Annotated in this window: 16 protein-coding genes; 9 read left to right on the top strand and 7 right to left on the bottom strand. The window is 75.2% G+C overall.

The genetic code is table 11. The annotated features are described in order from the left end of the window. Positions 1–10 precede the first annotated feature (10 nt). Complete coding sequence (locus QYM41_RS05460) at positions 11–688, bottom strand: hypothetical protein (protein WP_368798741.1); 678 nt, start codon at positions 686–688, stop codon at positions 11–13. 181 nt (positions 689–869) lie between these two features. Continuing rightward, positions 870–1,571 (bottom strand): SDR family oxidoreductase, encoded by a 702-nt coding sequence (locus tag QYM41_RS05455; RefSeq protein WP_368798740.1) that lies wholly within the window; start codon positions 1,569–1,571, stop codon positions 870–872. A 192-nt stretch (positions 1,572–1,763) separates the two neighbouring features. Here QYM41_RS05455 and QYM41_RS05450 point away from each other — a divergent pair, with 192 nt between their 5' ends. After that, positions 1,764–3,158 (top strand): aldehyde dehydrogenase family protein, encoded by a 1,395-nt coding sequence (locus QYM41_RS05450; protein ID WP_368798739.1) that lies wholly within the window; start codon positions 1,764–1,766, stop codon positions 3,156–3,158. A 184-nt stretch (positions 3,159–3,342) separates the two neighbouring features. Beyond that, positions 3,343–4,332, top strand: coding sequence for a hypothetical protein (locus QYM41_RS05445; RefSeq protein ID WP_368798738.1), 990 nt, complete (start codon positions 3,343–3,345; stop codon positions 4,330–4,332). A 24-nt stretch (positions 4,333–4,356) separates the two neighbouring features. Here the strand turns inward: QYM41_RS05445 and QYM41_RS05440 are convergent, their stop codons facing one another. Together QYM41_RS05440 and QYM41_RS05435 are read right to left on the bottom strand one after the other, a co-directional pair. Continuing rightward, positions 4,357–6,039, bottom strand: coding sequence for an ABC1 kinase family protein (locus QYM41_RS05440; RefSeq protein WP_368798737.1), 1,683 nt, complete (start codon positions 6,037–6,039; stop codon positions 4,357–4,359). Then, on the bottom strand, positions 6,036–7,193 hold the full coding sequence (locus QYM41_RS05435) for a hypothetical protein (RefSeq protein WP_368798736.1): 1,158 nt from the start codon (positions 7,191–7,193) through the stop codon (positions 6,036–6,038). Before QYM41_RS05435 ends, QYM41_RS05440 begins: the two co-directional genes overlap by 4 nt. A gap of 110 nt (positions 7,194–7,303) precedes the next feature. Between QYM41_RS05435 and QYM41_RS05430 the strand changes: the two genes are divergently transcribed. Further along, positions 7,304–8,809, top strand: a complete 1,506-nt coding sequence (locus tag QYM41_RS05430) for a hypothetical protein (protein ID WP_368798735.1) — start codon at positions 7,304–7,306, stop codon at positions 8,807–8,809. 66 nt (positions 8,810–8,875) lie between these two features. Continuing rightward, on the top strand, positions 8,876–9,079 hold the full coding sequence (locus QYM41_RS05425; RefSeq protein WP_368798734.1) for a hypothetical protein: 204 nt from the start codon (positions 8,876–8,878) through the stop codon (positions 9,077–9,079). Positions 9,080–9,182: 103 nt separating this feature from the next. On the opposite strand, the gene pepN is transcribed toward QYM41_RS05425, so the two are convergent. Beyond that, entirely contained in the window at positions 9,183–11,807 is a 2,625-nt protein-coding gene (gene pepN / locus QYM41_RS05420) for an aminopeptidase N (protein WP_368798733.1), read from the bottom strand. 104 nt (positions 11,808–11,911) lie between these two features. On the opposite strand from pepN, the gene QYM41_RS05415 reads away from it, so the two are divergent. Together QYM41_RS05415 and QYM41_RS05410 are read left to right on the top strand one after the other, a co-directional pair. Then, positions 11,912–12,361: a DUF2243 domain-containing protein gene (locus QYM41_RS05415; protein ID WP_368798732.1), complete on the top strand. Its 450-nt coding sequence runs from the start codon at positions 11,912–11,914 to the stop codon at positions 12,359–12,361. After that, positions 12,358–13,143, top strand: a complete 786-nt coding sequence (locus tag QYM41_RS05410; protein ID WP_368798731.1) for a cytochrome c oxidase assembly protein — start codon at positions 12,358–12,360, stop codon at positions 13,141–13,143. The genes QYM41_RS05415 and QYM41_RS05410 overlap by 4 nt, the downstream gene beginning before the upstream one ends. A 10-nt stretch (positions 13,144–13,153) precedes the next feature. Here the strand turns inward: QYM41_RS05410 and QYM41_RS05405 are convergent, their stop codons facing one another. Together QYM41_RS05405 and QYM41_RS05400 are read right to left on the bottom strand one after the other, a co-directional pair. After that, positions 13,154–13,426: a hypothetical protein gene (locus tag QYM41_RS05405; RefSeq protein ID WP_368798730.1), complete on the bottom strand. Its 273-nt coding sequence runs from the start codon at positions 13,424–13,426 to the stop codon at positions 13,154–13,156. Next, complete coding sequence (locus tag QYM41_RS05400; protein WP_368798729.1) at positions 13,423–13,794, bottom strand: hypothetical protein; 372 nt, start codon at positions 13,792–13,794, stop codon at positions 13,423–13,425. Before QYM41_RS05400 ends, QYM41_RS05405 begins: the two co-directional genes overlap by 4 nt. Positions 13,795–13,970: 176 nt before the next feature. Here QYM41_RS05400 and QYM41_RS05395 point away from each other — a divergent pair, with 176 nt between their 5' ends. The 3 genes from QYM41_RS05395 to QYM41_RS05385 are packed head-to-tail and all read left to right on the top strand — an operon-like array spanning position 13,971 to position 18,278. Further along, positions 13,971–14,966, top strand: a complete 996-nt coding sequence (locus tag QYM41_RS05395; protein ID WP_368798728.1) for a polysaccharide pyruvyl transferase family protein — start codon at positions 13,971–13,973, stop codon at positions 14,964–14,966. A gap of 37 nt (positions 14,967–15,003) precedes the next feature. Next, the gene (locus tag QYM41_RS05390; protein WP_368798727.1) at positions 15,004–16,641 is read left to right on the top strand and encodes a carbamoyltransferase family protein; all 1,638 of its coding nucleotides are present in this window, start codon (positions 15,004–15,006) and stop codon (positions 16,639–16,641) included. Continuing rightward, positions 16,638–18,278 carry an HAD-IIIA family hydrolase gene (locus QYM41_RS05385; protein WP_368798726.1) on the top strand — a complete coding sequence of 547 codons (1,641 nt, stop codon included), beginning with the start codon at positions 16,638–16,640 and terminating at the stop codon, positions 18,276–18,278. The genes QYM41_RS05390 and QYM41_RS05385 overlap by 4 nt, the downstream gene beginning before the upstream one ends. The last annotated feature ends 1 nt before the right edge of the window (position 18,279 follow it).

Raw genomic sequence — 18,279 nt, 5'->3', positions numbered from 1 at the left:
GCCGGACCGGTCAGGAGCGGTCCGGCGCTTCGGCGCCGAGCAGGGCGAGGAGGGGGGCGCCCTCGAGGAACTGCACGAGCGCGGGCGAGCGGGTCACCACGGTCTCCTGGTAGCGCCCCGGCGTCTCGGGGTCCTTGCCGATGACCAGCTGCTCGACGTCGTCGTCCAGGAACATGCCCAGGGTCCCCCGCAGCAGCTCGAGCACGGCGTCCTCGCACAGCCAGTCCCGCACCGTGCCCGGCAACCGCACGGTGCGGGCGCCGTCGAGGACCAGGTCGGCGAACTCGGGGGTGTCGCTCGGCGACCAGCGGGCCGTGGAGGCCGCCGCGATCGCCCCGGTGGCCTCCACGGCCAGGGTCACGACGATGGTCGCCTCCATCAGCGCCGCCTGGACCTGCTCCGCTCGGCGCCGCGCCCGGGCGCGGCGCCAGCGGCTCGGTCTGAGCCGGTCGACCACCAGGTACTCCAGCTGCAGCTTGCCCCGGGCGTCCTCCAGGAACGAGACGGTGACGGTCTCCGCGGGCCCGCCCCGCCGGGCCGCGGCGTAGGCCCGGCGCAGCAGGTCCTGCAGGTCGGTGGAGCCGCGGCCGAGGGTGCGCGCCGAGAGGCTCACGGGGCGCCCGTGGGCGTCGAGGCAGCGCACCGTGATGGGCACGCGCGCCACCGTGGTGTCGAGGGGGGAGTCCACGCTGGGGTCGGACCTTCCTGTGAGGACGGGGAGTGCCCTCATCATAGATGCGCACGCATCGTCCGGGCCCGCGGTGCGGTGTCCTCCGTTGTGGGGACAACAACACTCCCACCTGCGGCGACGGCCGGATCCGGAGGCACGTGCGCCCCCGGACCCGGCCGCCGTCCGTGCTCGCCGCGACTCAGGGCCAGGAGCCCTCCTCGGCGTGGGCGACGAACAGCTCGCGGACCTCGCACCCCGGGGGCTGCGCGAGGGCGAAGAGGACGGCGTTCGCGACGTTCTCCGGATCGTTGAGCTGGGAGTCGTCCTGGGGCTTGTACTGCTCGTCCCGGTCGTCGAAGAAGCGCGTCTTCATGCCGCCGGGGATGAGCTGGGTGACGCCCACCTCGCCCTTGAGCTCCGCGGCCAGGGCCTGGCTGAAGCCCAGCACCCCGAACTTGGAGGCGCAGTAGGCCGTGGCGTCGGAGACGCCCTTGAGGGCCAGGGTCGAGGCGACGGTGACGACCCGTCCCCGGGACTCGCGGAGCGCGGGCAGGGCCGCGCGCACCGTGGAGACGGTGCCGAACAGGTTGACCTGCACGACCTTCTCCCACTCGGTGCTCGCCACGTCCTCGAGCCGGCCGCACCGGTCGATGCCGGCGGCGGTGACCACCGCGTCCAGGCCGCCGGCGGCCTCCACGGCCGCCCGCACGGTGCGGGTCACCGCGTCGGTGTCCGCCACGTCGACCTCGTAGGCGGTGACGCCGGTGAGGGCGCTGACGTCCCGGTCCAGGACGATGGGCGTGCCGCCGTGCTCGCGGACCGCCTCCGCCACGGCGGCGCCGAGTCCGGAGGCACCGCCGGTGATCAGCACCCGGCCGGGATTGGTGGACTGGAAACTCATGCAACTTCCTCTCTGCTGGGCGCGCCCGGCCGTGGCCGGACGCGCCGCTCCTGGTCGGATCGGGGGCAGGCCCTCGGGAGCGGGGGCCTGGGCACTGCTACCGTAGCCGGTCCCGGACCGTTCATCAGTATGCTCATCGTGACAGCCCGGGGTGTCCGCACGCGCACGCCCGCTCCACGGAGAAGGAGATCCATGACCACCGCAGCACCCGCCACCGCCCCGACGACCGAGCTCACCGTGCTGGACCCCCGGGACGGGTCCCCGGTCGGCAGCCTGGCCGTGGCCACCGAGGGCGAGGTCCGTGCCGCGGTCGCGACCGCCCGCGCCGCCGCCCGGAACTGGGCGCGCACGGCGCCGGAGGAGCGCGGGCAGGCCCTGCGCGCGGCCGCCGACCGCCTGGCCGAGCACGCCCAGGAGCTCGCCGAGCTCAACGCCTGCGAGACCGGCAAGCCGGTCGAGGAGTCGCTGGGCGGGGTCATGGCCGGGGTCGGCACGCTGCGCCAGTACGCGGAGCTCGGCCCGGTGCACCGGGGTCACAGCCTGCGCGGCGGCGTCCTCGCGGCCGACTACACCGTCGCGGAGCCGCGCGGCGTCGTCGTCGCCCTCACGCCTTGGAACGACCCCGTGGCGGTGGCCGCGGGCCTGCTCGGGGCGGCGGTCGTCACCGGCAACACCGTGGTGCACAAGCCCAGCGAGCGCTGCCCGCACGTGGGGGCGCGGCTCGGCGAGATCCTCGCCGGGGCCCTGCCTCCCGGCGTCCTCGGCACTGTCATCGGCGGATCCGCCGTGGGGGAGCTGCTGACGGCGATGCCCGACGTCGACGTCCTGGCCCACGTCGGCTCCACCGCCGCCGGGGAGGCCATCGCCCGTGCCGCGGCCGGCACCGGCGCGCACGTCCTCCGCGAGAACGGCGGCAACGACGCCCTGGTGGTCGACGACGACGTGGACCCGGTCTGGGCCGCCGGTCAGGCCGCCCTCGGCGCGTTCGCCAACTCCGGCCAGATCTGCGTGGCGGTCGAGCGGATCTACGTCCACCGCGGCGTCGCCGAGCCGTTCCTCGCGGCCCTGACCGAGGAGGCCCGGCGGCGCAACACCGACGGCACGCTCGCCCCGCTGGTCGACGAGCGGATGCGCGCGGAGGTCCATCGCCAGGTCGCCGAGAGCGTGAGCGGCGGAGCGGTCGTGCTCGAGGGCGCCCGGGTGCCCGAGGGGCCGGGCTCGTTCTACCCGGCCACCGTCCTGCGCGGGTGCACCCCGGAGATGACCGTCATGACCGAGGAGACGTTCGGGCCCGTGGCCCCGGTGCAGGTCGTGGACAGCTTCGAGGAGGGCCTGCGGCTGGCCGCGGCCGACCGGTACGGGCTGGCCGCCACCGTGCTCACGGGGCGGATCGCCCACGCCCAGCGCGCCGTGGCCGAGCTGCCGGTGGGCACGCTCAAGGTCAACAACGTCTTCGGCGGGGCCCCGGGCGGCGCCGCCCAGCCGCGCCGGGCCTCGGGCGCGGGCTTCGGCTACGGCCCCGAGCTCCTCGACGAGATGACCCAGGTCAAGGTCGTGCACATCGAGATGCCCCCGGCCGCGGACTGAGCGCCGGCGCCGGCCCGCGGGGCCGGCGCCCCGGGCCCCCGGCGCACAAGAAGGGACACGCAGGGGGACAGACGGCCGTGCGCCGCCGCCCTACGCTGGGCACAGCCCTCGGCGGCCCGGAACCGGGCCGGGGAGACGGGGGCCGGCGGCCGGGGGGTCGCCGGGGAACGCCTGGGGAGGGTCCGTGGTGACTGCGGTGGACGTGTTCGTCGACACGGTGGGGTGCTTCGACGGGGTCTGCGGGGCGGTCTCCGCCCCACGGCCGTGGTTCGTGGGGCTGGTCGTGCTGTGCCTGGTGCTGCTGTGGTCCGCGGCGCGGGCGACCACGGCCGTGGTCTCCTCCCGGTCCGTGACGCGGGCGGGGACGCAGCTGCTGGGGCCCCGGTACGGGACCCTGCTGACCGCGCTGCTCTTCGCCGGCTGGATGGCCGTGGCCTTCGGGCTGTCGGTGCCCGCGCTCGGGACGGTGCGCGACCCGTTCGCCTGGACCGTGATGGTCCCCCTGCACGCCACGCTGCTGCTGGGGGTGCCCGTGCTCGTCGCCGGTCTCACGGCCCTGGCGGGCGCGGTGCTGCGGCGCCCCGACCGGTTCCGCCCCGCCGCCCTCCCGCTCCGGGCGGCGGCGGCCGGCGCGGCCGTGGTCCTCCCGGCGGCCTGGTGGCTGGCCGGGTCCTCGCGGCCGGAGCTCGTCGCCCTTCCGGTGGCCCCGGCAGGCGCCGCGGGCGCGGTGGGCGGCCCGCTGGGCACGTCGGTCGGTGCGCTCTGGTGGGTGGCCGACCGGATGGCCGACCCGGCGGTGCTGGCGGTGCTCGCCGTGGCGGGCGCCGGCTACGTCCTGCTGCCGCGCACCGGCACGGCCGCCCTGCCGGCGGTGGCCCCCCGGCAGCCGGTCGCGGTCGTCGCCTCGGGCGCCCTGCGCCGGGGCGGGACGGCCCGTGCGGTCAGGGTTCCCGAGGCCCCGGCGGGCCCGGCCGCCGCCGCGACGCGCGGACCGGTCGCGGCCGCGGTGCGCGCGAGCACGCTGGTGACCGGCGCGGCGCTGGCGGTCTCGGGCAGCGCGGCCGTCCTGGCCGCCGTCGGGGTCCTGCTGGCGGCGGTGCCCTTCAGCGGCCTGCTCGTGGTCCTGACGGCGTCCGGCTTCGTGGCCCTCGGGCTGCTCGTGCGTGCCCGGTGAGGGCCGGGACCGGCCACCAGGGGCTCAGAAGCGCCGGCGCGCTCGCACGGTGTGCGCCAGGCGCCGCACCTTGGGCACGTTGGTGGAGAGCACCAGGTAGCCGGCGAGCGTGCCCACGGTGGTCGCGCCGCCGGCGATGAGAGGCGTGTGGAACTTCCGCCACCGCTCCGGGTCGGAGGCGAGGATGTGGGCCATGCCGTTGATCGAGGCGGCGATCACCGCGCCGGCCACCACCTGGTGGCCGATCTTCTCCCCGCGCTTGAGCAGCGGCTCGAACTCGTCGGCGCGCAGGTGGACGTCGAAGCCGCCGCGCTCCAGGACCACGATGAGCCGCCGGAGGTACTCGGGGGCCTCGACGCCCATCTGCACCGCGTCCTGCAGGATGTCGCGCAGCCGCTTGGCCAGGATCTCGGGGGAGAGCCGGTGCAGCACGAAGCGCTGCGCGTACGGGGTCAGGACCGAGACGAGGTCGAACTCCGGGTCCAGGCCGGTGCCGACGGACTCGGCCGTGACGAGCATCCGCAGGAACAGGGCGGACTCGCGCGGCAGGTGCATCCGGTAGCGGCGCAGCAGCCCGATGAGGTCGCCCATGAGGTGGCCCACCCGCACCTCGTGCAGGGGCTTGTTCGAGTAGCGGCGCAGCAGGATCGCCACGTCCCGCTCGAGCTCCTTCTTGTTGACGTCCTGCTCCTGGGAGGTCAGTCCCAGCAGCCCCGCGGCGGCCCGCCGCGGGTTCTCCTGGACCACGCCGAGCATCAGGGTCACGAGGTGGTCCCGGAACTCGTCGGTCAGCGTGCCCATCATGCCGAAGTCGATGATGCCGATCCGCCCGCCGGTCTCCACGAAGAGGTTGCCGGGGTGGGGGTCCGCGTGGAAGAAGCCGTGCTCGAAGATCATCCGGCAGATGGCCTCGGTCGAGTCCACGGCCAGCAGGTGCCGGTCGAGACCGGCGGCCTCGAGGGCGGGGTAGTCGTTGATCTTGATCCCGCGGATGCGCTCCATCGTGAGGATGCGGGAGGTCGAGGCCTCCCAGAAGATCTCGGGGACGTGCACCCGGGGGTCGCCCCTGAAGTTTTCGGCCATCCGCTGGGCGTTGCGGGCCTCCGTGAGATAGTCCAGCTCGTCCCGCAGGGACTGGGCGAACTCGTCCGCGAGGCCCTCGAGGTCGAAGTGCTCCACGGCCGGCCAGTAGGTGGAGAGCAGCTTGGCCAGTTCCGCGAGGATCTCGAGGTCCCGGTTGACCTCCTCGACGACGCCGGGGCGGCGCACCTTCACGATGACGTCCACGCCCTGGTAGACGGCCGCGTGGGCCTGCCCGATCGAGCCGGTGGCGAGGGGCACGGGGTCGATCTCGGCGAGGATCTCCTCGGCCGCGGAGTCGGGCTCCGACTCGATCATCGCGCGGATCTGCTCGGCCGGCACCGGGGGCGAGCTGTCCTGCAGCCGGGTCAGCTCCTGCACGTACCGCGGGGGCAGCAGGTCCGGGCGGGTGGAGACGACCTGGCCCAGCTTCACGAAGGTGGGGCCGAGCTCCTCGAGGGCCTGGCGCAGGTGCACGGGCTGGCTGTAGAGCTTGTCGGGGTCGATGAGCCGGACCCGGGCCAGCGGGGCGCGCCACTCCTCCTTGATCCCGCCGAGGGCGAAGCCGAAGCCGTGCTTCGAGAGCACTTCGAGGATCTGCAGGAAGCGTTCCCGGCGGCTGATCATCGGCGGGCCACTCCGGTGCTCATCCGCGCCAGGTAGAAGGACATGAAGCCCGTGGCGACGGCCACGATGAAGCACAGGGCGCTCACCAGCGGCTCCACGCCGAGGAAGAACACGCCCACCGCGCCCAGCAGCACGGTCATGGCCAGCAGCACCCACACGGCCACGTGCACCCGTCCGATCGCCCCGGGCCCGGGGCCGGCGGCGGAGCGCTGGGCGGTGACGTGGTCGTCGTGCGGGGCGCGCTCGGTCCCTCCGGTCCCGGCCGCGGACACGGCCAGGCCCTTGCGCCACTTCTTGGCGTTGCGCGAGCGGTCCGCCTCGGCGGGGACGTAGGCGTCCGGGACGGGGTAGCTCTCGGCGGCCGGCATGAGCTCGGGGACGTCGTTGGGCAGCCGCTCGTACCACTCGGCGGGGATGTCCTCCGGCCGCGCCGCCTGCAGCGTCATCGAGACCTCGAAGGCCGAGCCCCGGATGGTGCCCCACACGGCGGTGAGCTTCTCCTGCTGGAAGGCGTGGTCGATGATCGGGATGAGCTGCCGGGACATCTGGGTGGACAGCCGCCCCACCTGGCGGCGCTCGTAGAGCACGTCCACGATGTCCAGGGTCTGCCCGTGGTGGTTGCGGACCTTGTTGCTCTCCAGGGTCAGCATCACCCGTCCCTCCCCGGACGGGGGGATGACGCTGTGCAGGTACTCGGCGAACTCCTGCTCGTCCAGGACCTTGATCGACGGCCCCTGCGGCAGCACCGCCGCGTGGGTGGGGGGCGTGTTGAGCGGGAACAGCAGGTCGGGGGCGGCGATGGACAGCCGCGCGGTCGCGTCCACCTCCGCCTGCCCGTCCTGGCGCAGCACCGTGGCCTCGAGCTTCAGGGGCGCCACCGGCGTGTAGCCGGAGGCGATGACGCGGGCGAGGTAGGGCCAGTACCGCTGCGCGTCCTGCTGGGCGAGGTGGCCGATCTTGTTGGGGCCGATCCGCACCGAGACCGTGTGGGGGTCGAAGGGGTTGTCCGGTTCCGGGACCAGCGCCGCGTTGCCGGTCCAGGTGCGCAGCTTGCCGAAGGACAGCCCGCCGAAGACCCGCATGATCTCGGTGTCGTAGAAGTTCTCCGTGACGATCTCCAGAGAGCCGCGGTCGTTGAGCGCGTAGTCGGTCATGGTCTCCCTCGATGGAGCTGGGGCATCAAGTCGTCCTCAGCATCTCACGATTCCCGGCACGGCCGGTGCAGGCCCCGACCCGTACGGTGTCCGCGCTGACTGGTGCAATGATGGCCGATCAGGACACCGGGCGGGCCCCGGTGCCCGCCCGGGGCGAGAGCCGCACCGGCAACCAGGAAGGAGGCGCGCGGATGCCCCAGGGCAACGTCCCCCCGCCCGAGCCCGGTCCCCCGGGAGTGGACGCCGACGTGCTGCGCGCGCTGTTCCTCAGCCCCGCCGGATGGATCCACCGGCGCGTGGAGTCCGTGCTCATGAGCCCCGACGGCGTCACCCGCCGGAAGGTCTCCCTGGACGTCGACCTCGCCGCGCGCACGCCCTGGCCGGCCGACGACGCCGGCCGGCTGCTGGTGCCCGTGACCATCCAGGCCAAGCAGCCCCTGCGCAACTTCGACGCCGTCTGCCAGGGCGACCCCGTTCCGGTCCTGAGCACGGAGGACAACGGGGCGCTCGCCGTGCTGCTGCTGCGCGGGCTGATCCCGGAGCAGCTGCCCCCGGCGGAGGCCGCCGTCCTGGCCCGGGACCACGTGCCCGCGGTCGTGCACGCCCCCGAGCTGCTCGTGGAGGACGCCCTCGACGGGTTCTGGGCCTACTGCGAGCACCTGCGGGTGGTCGTGCAGGAGCTCGTGGACCAGGGCCTGCTGCCCGCGGAGGACGCCGAGCACTGGGACGCCGACCTCGCCCTGTTCACCACCGTGGCGGACCAGCTGGCCCGCGGCTTCCTGCTGACCTTCGCGCTGCCCGCCGAGTTCGCGGGGCGCCGGCTGGTGCTCAAGTACGCGATGGACGAGCAGTACGCCGCCGGGCGGCGGCCGCGCGTCCGGGACCGGCTGCGGCACTGCTGGATGCCGTGGGTGGGCCGGGTGGGCCTGCACGACCTCGCGTCCTGCCGCAGCTTCCACCTCGAGCTCACGGTCCCGGCGGAGGTCCGGCTGCACGAGTTCACGGTCCTCTCCCACGAGGGCGGGCGCCCCGGCGGTCCCGGGGGATCGCACCGGGCGGTGGACCGGGTGCTCGCCGAGGACCGCACGGTGCGGCGCTGGCCCGGGGCGGTGCGCGGCCACCTGGCGCTGCGGCCCACGTCCCGGTTCGACGACGCCTTCTGCGAGATGGTGATCCTCCCGGCGCGGCAGGGGATCACTGCGTTCGCCTCCGTGGCGGTCAGTCTCATCACCGCGGTCCTGCTGCTCGTGGGCTTCGTGGCGACCGTGCGGGAGCACGTCCTGGGGTCCGGCTGGCAGGTGCCCTCCGCGGCGGCGTCGATCGTGATGTCCGTGGTGGCGGTGCTGCTGTCCTGGATCAACCGCCAGCCCGAGCACGACATCTCCGTGCGCGTGATGCGCCCCCTGCGCTACGCGCTGAACCTGGAGGCCCTCGTCATGCTGATGCTCGCCGGCGCGGCGTCGGTCCCCTTCACCCCGGCGGCCGCGGCGGCCTACTGGTCGGTCCTCGTGCTGCTGCACGTGCTGTCCCTCGTGCTCGTCGCGCGCACGTGGTGGGTGCGGCGGTCCGTGGACCGCGGCTGGTACACGTCCCGGGCCCGGCGGCACGGCCGATGACCGGCGGCGCTCTGTTCAGCGGGACGGCGGCCTCCTACACTGGAGAGGTCACGGAAAGGATCCACCATGGCCTATGACGCCAGGACCGGCCCGCAGGCGCCGCAGCCGCCCCGGGAGCACCGCAACGACTCCAAGGTGAACCTGCTGCAGATGGGCAACTCGTCGATGTCGCTCGGCCAGAGCCTCGACCGGCGGGTCTTCAAGTCCAACGCGGACGCCCAGCGCGCCGTCGACCGCGTGCTGCGCCGCTCGGGCCGCCCCGCCGCCTGAGCCCGGGCCCCGCGTCCCGTCACCACCTCCCGCCGTCCCCCGGTGCCCACCGGGGGACGGCGGCCGTCCGGGGACCGGCGCACCGGTGCGGGCGGGACGGGCCTCAGGGGCGCGCCGCGGCCTGGGCGCGCAGGGCCCGCAGCAGGTGGTCCCGCTCCTCTACCAGGATCCGGCGCAGCGCCGCGGGCGCCCCGGCGTGGTTGGTCAGCCACAGCTCCGTGCGCGCGAGTACCGGGTGGTGCCCGGGGTCGTGCCCCGGCTCCAGGTCGGCCCCGGCGGGATAGAGACCCTGCACCATGCGGGTGGCCATCCCATTGGACCGGCCCGCCCAGACCTCCTCCAGCATGGTGAAGTACTGCTCGCGGTACGGCTCCAGCAGCTCCGCCGGCCCCAGCCGGAAACCCTCGATCGTGGCGCTGAGCAGGTCGTTGGACAGCTCCTCACCGGTGATCGCCGCCCACGCCTCGGCCTTGGCCCGGGGGAACGGACGGGCCGCGCGGGACCGGGCCCAGCCGGTCTGCCCCGTGCGGGTCCGGTCCCCGGCGCGCTCGCGCTCCAGGGCGGCCTCGAGCTCGGGGTCCTCGCCGTGGCCGGTGGCCGCGAGCGCCGTCCACAGGGCCCAGCGCAGCTCCGGGCCCAGCCGCAGCCCCGGCAGGGCGTCCCGGCCGGCGAGGAGGTCGCGGAGCCAGCCGGCGTGGCTGCCGTCGCGGCGGGCCGTCCGGGCGGTGAGCCGGGCCAGGGCCAGCTGCCGGTCGCTGCCCGGGTCGGCGCGGCGCAGCTCCCGGACCGCGGCGTCGAGCAGCCGCCCCCGCAGACGGTCCCGCCGGGCGGCGGGGGTGAAGCGCTCCACGGCCTCCACGGCGTGGTCCACGGCGGTCGAGAACATCCCGGTGCGCGGCTCGGCGAAACCGTGGTCCAGCACGGCGCCCACCCAGTCCCCGGGATCGAGCTCGGCGTCCCGGGTGGCGTCCCACAGCCCCGACCACAGCTGGGCGCGGGCCATGTCGTCCTCCACGGAGGACAGGGAGCTCAGGGCCGTGGTCAGCGAGAGCGGGTCCAGGCGGGTCTTCGCGTAGGTGAGGTCCTCGTCGTTGACCACCAGCAGCGGTGCGGTCGAGCCCACGAGCTCGGGGACCTCCACGGACGCCTCGGCCGGCAGGTCCACGCTGACCGTGCCGGTGCGCACCAGCACGTCCCCCGGACCGCGCTCGTAGCCGCCGAGCAGCAGCCGGTGCGGACGCAGCACCCCCGCCCCGGGGTCCTGCAGCAGCGCCGCGAAGGTCACGGCACCGTCGTCGTCCCGGGCCAGGTCGAGGGTCAGGGAGGACACGCCGGAGGTGCCCAGCCAGGACTCGGCCCAGCCGCGCACGTCCCGCCCCGAGGCCTCCTCGAGCACGGCCAGGAAGTCCTCGAGGGTGGTGGACCCGTAGGCGTGGCGGCGGAAGTAGGACCGGCACGCGTCCACGAACGGGTCGTAGCCCACGAACGCCACGAGCTGCTTGAGCACCGCCGCGCCCTTGGCGTAGGTGATGCCGTCGAAGTTCTGCCGGGCCGCCTCCAGGTCCTGGACGTCGGCGACCACGGGGTGCGTGGTCGGCAGCTGGTCCTGCCGGTAGGCCCAGGCCTTCCGGCGGTCCGCGAACGCGATCCACGCCTCCTCGAAGTCCGTGGCCTGCACGCACGCGTGGGCGCCCATGAACTCGGCGAAGGACTCCTTGAGCCACAGGTCGTCCCACCACGTCATGGTCACGAGGTTCCCGAACCACATGTGGGACATCTCGTGCATGAGGGTGTTGGCCCGCCCCTGGTACTGGGCGCGGGTGGCCCCGTCCGGGAACAGGTACTCCTCCGTGAACGTCACCAGCCCGGGGTTCTCCATGGCGCCGAGGTTGTACTCGGGCACGAACGCCTGCTCGTACTTCCCGAACGGGTAGGGGTAGCCGAACAGCTCGGTGAAGAACGTCAGGCCCTGCCGGGTGAGGTCGAACAGCTCACGGGCGCCCGTGGCCGCCTCCAGGTGCTCCGCGAGGGAGGCGCGGCAGTACAGCGCCAGCGGCACCGACATCCTGCTGCCGTCCTCGAAGGAGTGCCGCCACTCGCCCGCCACCCGGTGGTACGGGCCCGCCAGCACCGTGGTGATGTACGTGGAGATCCGCTCCGTGGGGGCGAACTCGTGGCGCACCGCCCCGGGCCGCTCCGCCTCCGGGGCGGGGAACACCCCACGGCGCACCCCGTTGGAGGAGACCTGCCAGCCGTCCGGGGCCAGGACCGTGAACCGGAAGGACGCCTTGAGGTCCGGCTGCTCGAAGTTCGCGAACACCCGGCGGGCGTCGGCCGGCTCGTACTGCGTGTACAGGTAGACCCGGCCGTCGGCCGGGTCCACGAACCGGTGCAGCCCCTCCCCGGACCGGGAGTACCGGCCCCGCCCCGTGACCGTCACCTCGTTGGCGGCCGCCAGGGAGGGCAGGCGCACCCGCGAGCCCTCGACCACGTCGTCCGGGTCCAGCTCCCGCCCGTTGACCGTCACCGCCTCCACGGAGTGGCCGACGAAGTCCAGGAACGTCTGGGCGCCCTCCTGCGCGCCGAAGCGCACCGTGGTCACGGACCGGAACGACTCCGCCTCCGGGTCCGGCGCGGTGGACAGGTCCAGCAGCACGTCGTAGCTCTCCACGGAGACGAGCTGAGAACGGTCGGCGGTCTCACGGCGGGTCAGGTTGTCGTTGCGCACCGTGCCATTGAACCACCCGGACCGCCCGCCCACCGGCCCCTGGACGGCGCACCGGACCGTCGTAGGCTGGACCGCGAGCCCACCGACCGCCCCAGGAGGACCCCATGGCCGACCAGGACCGCCGGACCCTGCTCGCCGGCGCCCTCCTCGGCGCCGGCGTCGCCGCGTCCGTGGTGGACCTCGCCGTCTTCCACCTCCTGCTGCACTGGCACCACTTCTACGACCTGTCCACCACCGGGGTCGCCCTCGCCTCGGACGGGCTCTTCCACGCCTTCGGCTGGTTCACCACCGTGGGCTCCCTCTTCCTCCTCGCGGACCTCCGCCGCCGCGGCCCCGTGTCCTGGACCCGCTGGGCCGCGGGCCTGCTCACGGGACTGGGCGCCTTCCAGCTCGTCGACGGCGTGGTCCTGCACAAGGTGCTCCGGATCCACCAGATCCGCTACGACGTCGACCTGTTCGTCTACGACCTCACCTGGACCGGAACGGCCGCGCTCGCGCTCGCGGCCGGTCTGCTGCTGGTCCGCCGCACCCGCCCCGGCCGCCCGGGGCGATGAGCCCCCACCACGGCCCCACCGGCTGGGCCCTGGTCGAGGGCGCCGCGCTGCTCCTGCTGCTCCTGGCCGCGGCCGGCTACGCCGCCGGCCTGCGCGCCGTCCGCCGGCGCGGGCCGTGGCCGGTGCACCGCACGGTGCTGTGGTGCGCAGGGCTGCTCTGCGCCGGGACGGCACTGGTGGGCCCCCTGGCCGCGGCCGCCCGCACCGGGTTCACCGCGCACATGGCCGCTCACCTGCTCCTGGGGATGGCCGCCCCGCTGCTCCTGGTCCTGGCCGCACCCGTCACCCTCGCGCTGCGCGCCCTGCCGGTGGCCCGCGCCCGGACGCTGTCCCGCCTCCTGCGCTCGCCGCCCGTCCGGGTGGTGACCCACCCTGTGGTGGCGGGGCTGCTCAACGGCGGCGGCCTGTGGCTGCTCTACACGAGCGGGCTGTACCACCGCATGCACGAGCACGTGGGCGTGCACGCGGCGGTGCAGGCCCACGTCCTCGTGGCGGGTGGCGTGTTCGCGGCGGCCGTGGCCGGGGTGGACCCGGATCCGCACCGGGGCTCCTTCGCCCTCCGGGCAGCGGTGCTGGTCGGCTTCGTCGCGGCCCACTCGGCGCTGGCCAAGCACCTGTACGGGCACCCGCCGGTGGGTGTCGGGGAGGCGGACGCCCGTGCGGGGGCGCAGCTCATGTACTACGGCGGGGACGTGCTGGACGTGGCGCTGATCGTGGTGCTCTTCGCGCAGTGGTACGGGTCGCGCCGCCCGCGCGGGCGGGCCACGCGGGCGGCGTCCTGACCGCGGCGGGTCAGTCCCCGGAGGCGGCGTCCCGGCGCGCCTCCAGCTCCGCCACGAGCTCCTCGTGACGGTCCTGGGTGACGGGGTGGGGGCCGTCGGCGTTGATCAGGTACTCCTGCTCGAGCTGGCACACCACCCTGCTGTGCAGGACCTGCAGCTCCACGAGGGCCAGCGTGCGCAGATCGGCGGGGAACTCGCAGTCCGGCCCCAGGCACGTGTCGCAGTCCCGGCTGCTCCCCGTCCCGGTGCCGGCCGGGGACCGGACGGTGTCGACGCCGCTCATGCCGCCACCCCGCCCCGCTCGGTGCCGGTCCAGGTCCCGGGGACCGCCGTGCGGGCCCGTGCCGACGGGCGCGGTCCCTCGGCGGAACCGAAGGGCACCGGCCGGGTGACGACGTGCACGGGGCCGGCGGACTCCGGGCCGAGGTCCTGGTCGAGGGACCACCGCAACAGGTCCAGCCCCTCCGGCTCCACGTGCTGGGCGCCCGTGAGGTCCACGACGACGGATGCCTCGGGGAACAGGGCGCGGGCGCGCCCGACGAGCGGTGGCAGGGTGCGGTGGTTGCGCTCGGTCAGATCACCGGTGACCACCAGGTGCACGCACCCGGTGTCCCGTTCGATCCGCACGACGACGGACAGGGAATGCTCCATGGGGGGTCCTTCCACGACTGGACGTCACGGCCGGCTGCTCGACCCGTGCTGTCGAGTGTAGGCACCCGTGACGTGCGTCACCAGCCGTGGTGCCGAGTCGTTACCGGACGTGACAGTGCCCACGCTCGGGCCTCCCGGCCACCGAGGACACCGGTGCGGCCGGTAGCGTCGGGAACATGCGCACTCTCGTGGTCGGTTGGTCCAGCGTCCTGCACGGCGAGGCGACGGCGGGCGACGTCCTCGCCATGGACGCCGTCGCCGACGCCCTCGGCACGGCGGGCGTCCCCTACGACCTCGCGTGGAGCGAGGTCATGTGCCCGCCGGGCGGTCTGCGGCTCGAGGACGCGGACCCGGCACGGTACACCCACCTGCTGTTCGTGTGCGGACCGGCGGCCGGACGCCCGGTCGCCGGGCTGCACGAACGCTTCGCGCACTGCCGCCGGATCGCCGTCGGCGTCAGCGTGCTGGATCCCGGGGACCCGGTGACCGCCGGGTTCCACCGGGTCATCGCGCGGGACCGGCCGGGCGCCGCGGGGCGCCGGGACCTCGCGGCCCGGCCCGACCCCCAGCTCGTGCCCGTCCTGGGGGTCTACCTCACCTCCGGGCAGCACGAGTACGGCGCCCGCCGCCGGCACGAGACCGTCGGGGCCGCCCTGGAGCAGTGGCTGGGGCGGCTGGATGCGGCGCGGCTGCCGCTGGACACGCGGCTGGACCCCCGGGACTGGCGGCTGCCCGCCACCGCCGCCCAGGCGGGCTCGGTCGTCGCCCGTCTCGACACCGTGGTGACCATGCGCATGCACGGCCTGGTGCTGGCGCTGCGGGCCGGCGTGCCCGCGGTCGCCGTCGACCCCGTGGAGGGCGGCGGGAAGGTCACCGCCCAGGCGCGCGCGTGGGACTGGCCGGCCGTCGTCGGCACCGGCGACCTCGGCGGCGACCGGCTGGACGAGCTGCTGCGCTGGTGCCTGTCGCCGGCCGGGCGGACAGCGGCCCGGGCCCGGGCGGAGATGGTCCCGAGCGGGTTCGAGCAGCTCGACGAGCTGCTCCGGGAGCTGCTCGGCGACCCGTCCGGGGAACCGGGCCGGGACGCGGACGGGGAGTTCGAGCGGGAGCTCGGCGCGGAGGCCCTCCAGCGGGAGGGGAGCGGGCCGGCCCCTGACCGGCCCGGCTCCTAGATCAGCCGCCTGATCATTTTGTGCCATACTCCGATCCATGAACTATCTGGGCGTCAACGCGATTTTTCATGACCCCGCGGCGGCTCTCGTCGTGGACGGCAGGGTGGTGGCCGCGGCGGAGGAGGAGCGCTTCTCCCGCCGCAAGCACGGCAAGCGCCCCGTGCCGTTCTCGGCGTGGGAGCTGCCGGAGCAGGCGATGCGCTGGTGCCTCGCCGAGGCGGGACTGACACCGGCGGACCTGGACGCCGTGGGCTACTCGTTCGATCCGTCCATCGCCGCCGAGATCCCGGACGACCCGTACGACCCGGTGCGCGTGGACTACGCCCGCCGCGCGCCGGGCTTCCTCGCCGAGGCCCTGCCGGGACTGGACCGGGAGAAGGTCCGCTTCGTGGAGCACCACGTGGCCCACGCCGCGTCCGCCGGACTGGCCGCCCCCTCCCGCACGAGCAGCGTCCTGGTGGTCGACGGCCGCGGCGAGGCGCACTCGCACCTGGCCGGGCGCTACCGGGACGGGGCGCTGGAGATCCTGCACCGCCAGGCCCTGCCCGAGTCCCTGGGCCTGCTCTACGAGTCCCTGACGGACCACCTCGGCTTCCTGCGCTCCAGCGACGAGTTCAAGGTCATGGCCCTGGCCTCCTACGGCGAGCCCCGCTTCCTGCCGGAGCTGCGCGAGATCGTCCGCGCCAAGGGTGACGGCGGCTTCTGCGCCCAGGCCCCCGACTGGTCCCGCTTCGCGCCCCGCCGCATCGACGACGGCACGTGGGGCGGTGACCACGCCGACCTGGCCGCCTCGGTCCAGGCCGTGGTCGAGGAGGTCCTGGTGGACCTCGCCACCTGGCTGCACGCGCAGACCGGGGACCGGATCCTGACGATGGCCGGCGGCACGGCGCTGAACTGCGTGGCCAACTCCCGGATCTGGCGGGAGACCCCCTTCGAGGAGGTCTGGGTGCAGCCCGCCTCCGGGGACTCCGGGACCGCGCTCGGAGCCGCCCTGCACCTGGCCCAGGAGGCCGGGGAGCTCGGCGAGCCCCAGCCCACGGCGGCCCTGGGCCGCAGCTGGTCCGCCGAGGAGCTCGCGCAGTGGCTGACCACCGCGCAGGTGCCCTTCACCACCCCCGGGGACCTCTCCGGGGAGGTCGCCGACATCCTGGCGGACAACGGGGTGGTCGCCTGGTTCGACGGCCGCAGCGAGTTCGGCCCGCGCGCCCTGGGCCGCCGCTCCCTGCTGGCGAACCCGATGCACGCCGAGAACCTCGAGCGGCTCAACGACGTCAAGGGCCGTGAGCAGTTCCGGCCCGTGGCGCCCATGGTCCTCGAGGAGCGCGCCGCGGAGATCTTCGGCGGCGGGCCGATGCCCAGCCCCTTCATGCTCTTCGTGCACGACGTGGCCCCCGAGTGGCGCGAACGGATCCCCACGGTCACCCACGTGGACGGCACCGCCCGGATCCAGACGGTCACCGACGAGGACAACGCCGGGATCGCGGGGCTGCTGCGGGCCTTCGACGCGCGCACGGGCGTGCCCGTGGTCGTCAACACGTCGCTGAACACCGCCGGGCGGCCCATGGTCGACGACCCGCGCGACGCCCTGGAGCTCTTCGGCTCCGCCCCGGTGGCCGCGCTCGTGCTGGGCCCCCACCTGGTCCGCCGGGCCGCGTTCTTCCAGGAGGCCGAATGACGGACGCACCTTCGACCTACGCCGTCGTCGTCCCCTCGGTGGGGCGGCCGACCCTCCAGTGGCTGCTGGACACCCTCTCCGCCCAGGACGTCGACGCGGACCATCCCGGCCCGCTCGAGGTCGTCGTGGTCGACGACCGGCCCGGCGACGTGGAGCCGCTCACCGTGACCGTGCCCGGCACCGTGGCCTGGACCGTGCGCACCGTCCGCGGCCACGGGCGCGGCCCGGCCGCCGCGCGCAACCGCGGCTGGCGCGCCGCGCGCCGCTCCGGCGCGGAGTGGATCGCGTTCCTCGACGACGACGTGGAGCTGCCCGCCGGCTGGGCCCGGCGCCTCGCCGAGGACCTCGCCGACTGCGGGCCCGAGGTCGGCGCGACCCAGGGCCGGATCGACGTCCCCCTGCCCGGTCACCGCCGGCCCACCGACTGGGAGCGCAACACCGCCTCGCTCGAGCACGCCGACTGGGCCACGGCGGACATGGCCTACCGTGTCGCCGCCCTCGAGGCCGTCTCCGGCTTCGACGAACGCTTCCCGCGCGCCTACCGCGAGGACGCGGACCTCGCGCTGCGCGTGCGCCGGGCCGGCTGGCGGCTCGTGCGCGGGCGGCGCCGGATCACCCACCCGGTGCGTCCCGCCGACGACCTCGTGAGCGTGCGCGTGCAGGCCGGCAACGCCGACGACGCCCTGATGCGCCGCCTGCACGGGCCCCGCTGGCGGCAGGAGGCGGCCGCCCCGCCGGGGGCGTTCCCCCGGCACGTCGCCACGGTCGCCGCCCTCGGCACCGCGGGCGCCGGCGCCGCCTTCGCCGCCGCCGCCCTGGGCCACCGGCCCGCCCGCCGCGCCGGCCTGGCCGCGGCCGGCCTCGGCGCCGGTGCGTGGGGCTGGCTGACCGGGCGCTTCGTGCTCGTGCGCACCGTCCCGGGACCGCGGCCCGGCGACCCGGAGTTCCTGTCCGAGCTCAGCCGCATGGTCCGCACCAGCGCCGCGATCCCCGTGGCCGCCGTCCGGCACAAGGTCCGCGGCTGGTGGCGGCACCGCCGGACCGGGCCGTGGCCCGTCCCCGTGCGCGCCGTGCTCTTCGACCGCGACGGCACCCTGGTCCACGACGTCCCCTACAACGGCGACCCGGACGCCGTCGCACTGGTCCCGGGCGCCCGGGAGGCGGTCGAGGCCGTGCGGGCGGCGGGACTGCGGGTCGGCGTGGTGTCCAACCAGTCCGGGATCGGCCGCGGCCTGCTCACGCGGGCGCAGGTGGACGCCGTCAACGCCCGCGTGAGCGAGCTGCTCGGCCCCTTCGACACCTGGCAGGTGTGCCCGCACGCCCCGGAGGAGGACTGCGCGTGTCGCAAGCCCCGGCCCGGCATGGTGCTCGCGGCCGCCGCCGAGCTGGGCGTGGACCCCTCCGCCTGCGTGCTGATCGGCGACATCGGCGCGGACGTCGAGGCCGCCCAGGCCGCCGGCGCCCGCAGCGTCCTGGTCCCCACCCCGGTGACCCGCCCGGAGGAGGTCGCGGCGGCGCCGAGCGTGGCCGGGACCCTGGCCGAGGCCGTCGCGGCGGTGCTGGCCCCGGGCCACGCGGCGGAGGACCGCCCGGAGGCCCGGCCGGCACCGGTCGCCACGGCCGGAAGCCGGGGCTGAG

It is taken from the genome of Kocuria oxytropis, assembly GCF_040981195.1.
GTDB classification, from domain to species: Bacteria; Actinomycetota; Actinomycetes; order Actinomycetales; family Micrococcaceae; genus Kocuria; species Kocuria oxytropis.
The sequence above is the reverse complement of the archived record's forward strand: the minus strand, read 5'-3'. Positions and strand labels throughout refer to the sequence as shown.

Bases quoted from the DNA above. Each gene is read 5' to 3' on its own strand.
- QYM41_RS05410 (WP_368798731.1), top strand. From the start codon at position 12,358: ATGAGCCCCCACCACGGCCCCACCGGCTGGGCCCTGGTCGAGGGCGCC.
- QYM41_RS05440 (WP_368798737.1), bottom strand. From the start codon at position 6,039: ATGATCAGCCGCCGGGAACGCTTCCTGCAGATCCTCGAAGTGCTCTCG.
- QYM41_RS05435 (WP_368798736.1), bottom strand. From the start codon at position 7,193: ATGACCGACTACGCGCTCAACGACCGCGGCTCTCTGGAGATCGTCACG.
- QYM41_RS05415 (WP_368798732.1), top strand. From the start codon at position 11,912: ATGGCCGACCAGGACCGCCGGACCCTGCTCGCCGGCGCCCTCCTCGGC.
- QYM41_RS05385 (WP_368798726.1), top strand. From the start codon at position 16,638: ATGACGGACGCACCTTCGACCTACGCCGTCGTCGTCCCCTCGGTGGGG.
- QYM41_RS05395 (WP_368798728.1), top strand. From the start codon at position 13,971: ATGCGCACTCTCGTGGTCGGTTGGTCCAGCGTCCTGCACGGCGAGGCG.
- QYM41_RS05405 (WP_368798730.1), bottom strand. From the start codon at position 13,426: ATGAGCGGCGTCGACACCGTCCGGTCCCCGGCCGGCACCGGGACGGGG.
- QYM41_RS05390 (WP_368798727.1), top strand. From the start codon at position 15,004: ATGAACTATCTGGGCGTCAACGCGATTTTTCATGACCCCGCGGCGGCT.
- QYM41_RS05425 (WP_368798734.1), top strand. From the start codon at position 8,876: ATGGCCTATGACGCCAGGACCGGCCCGCAGGCGCCGCAGCCGCCCCGG.
- QYM41_RS05430 (WP_368798735.1), top strand. From the start codon at position 7,304: ATGGCCGATCAGGACACCGGGCGGGCCCCGGTGCCCGCCCGGGGCGAG.
- QYM41_RS05450 (WP_368798739.1), top strand. From the start codon at position 1,764: ATGACCACCGCAGCACCCGCCACCGCCCCGACGACCGAGCTCACCGTG.
- QYM41_RS05400 (WP_368798729.1), bottom strand. From the start codon at position 13,794: ATGGAGCATTCCCTGTCCGTCGTCGTGCGGATCGAACGGGACACCGGG.
- QYM41_RS05455 (WP_368798740.1), bottom strand. From the start codon at position 1,571: ATGAGTTTCCAGTCCACCAATCCCGGCCGGGTGCTGATCACCGGCGGT.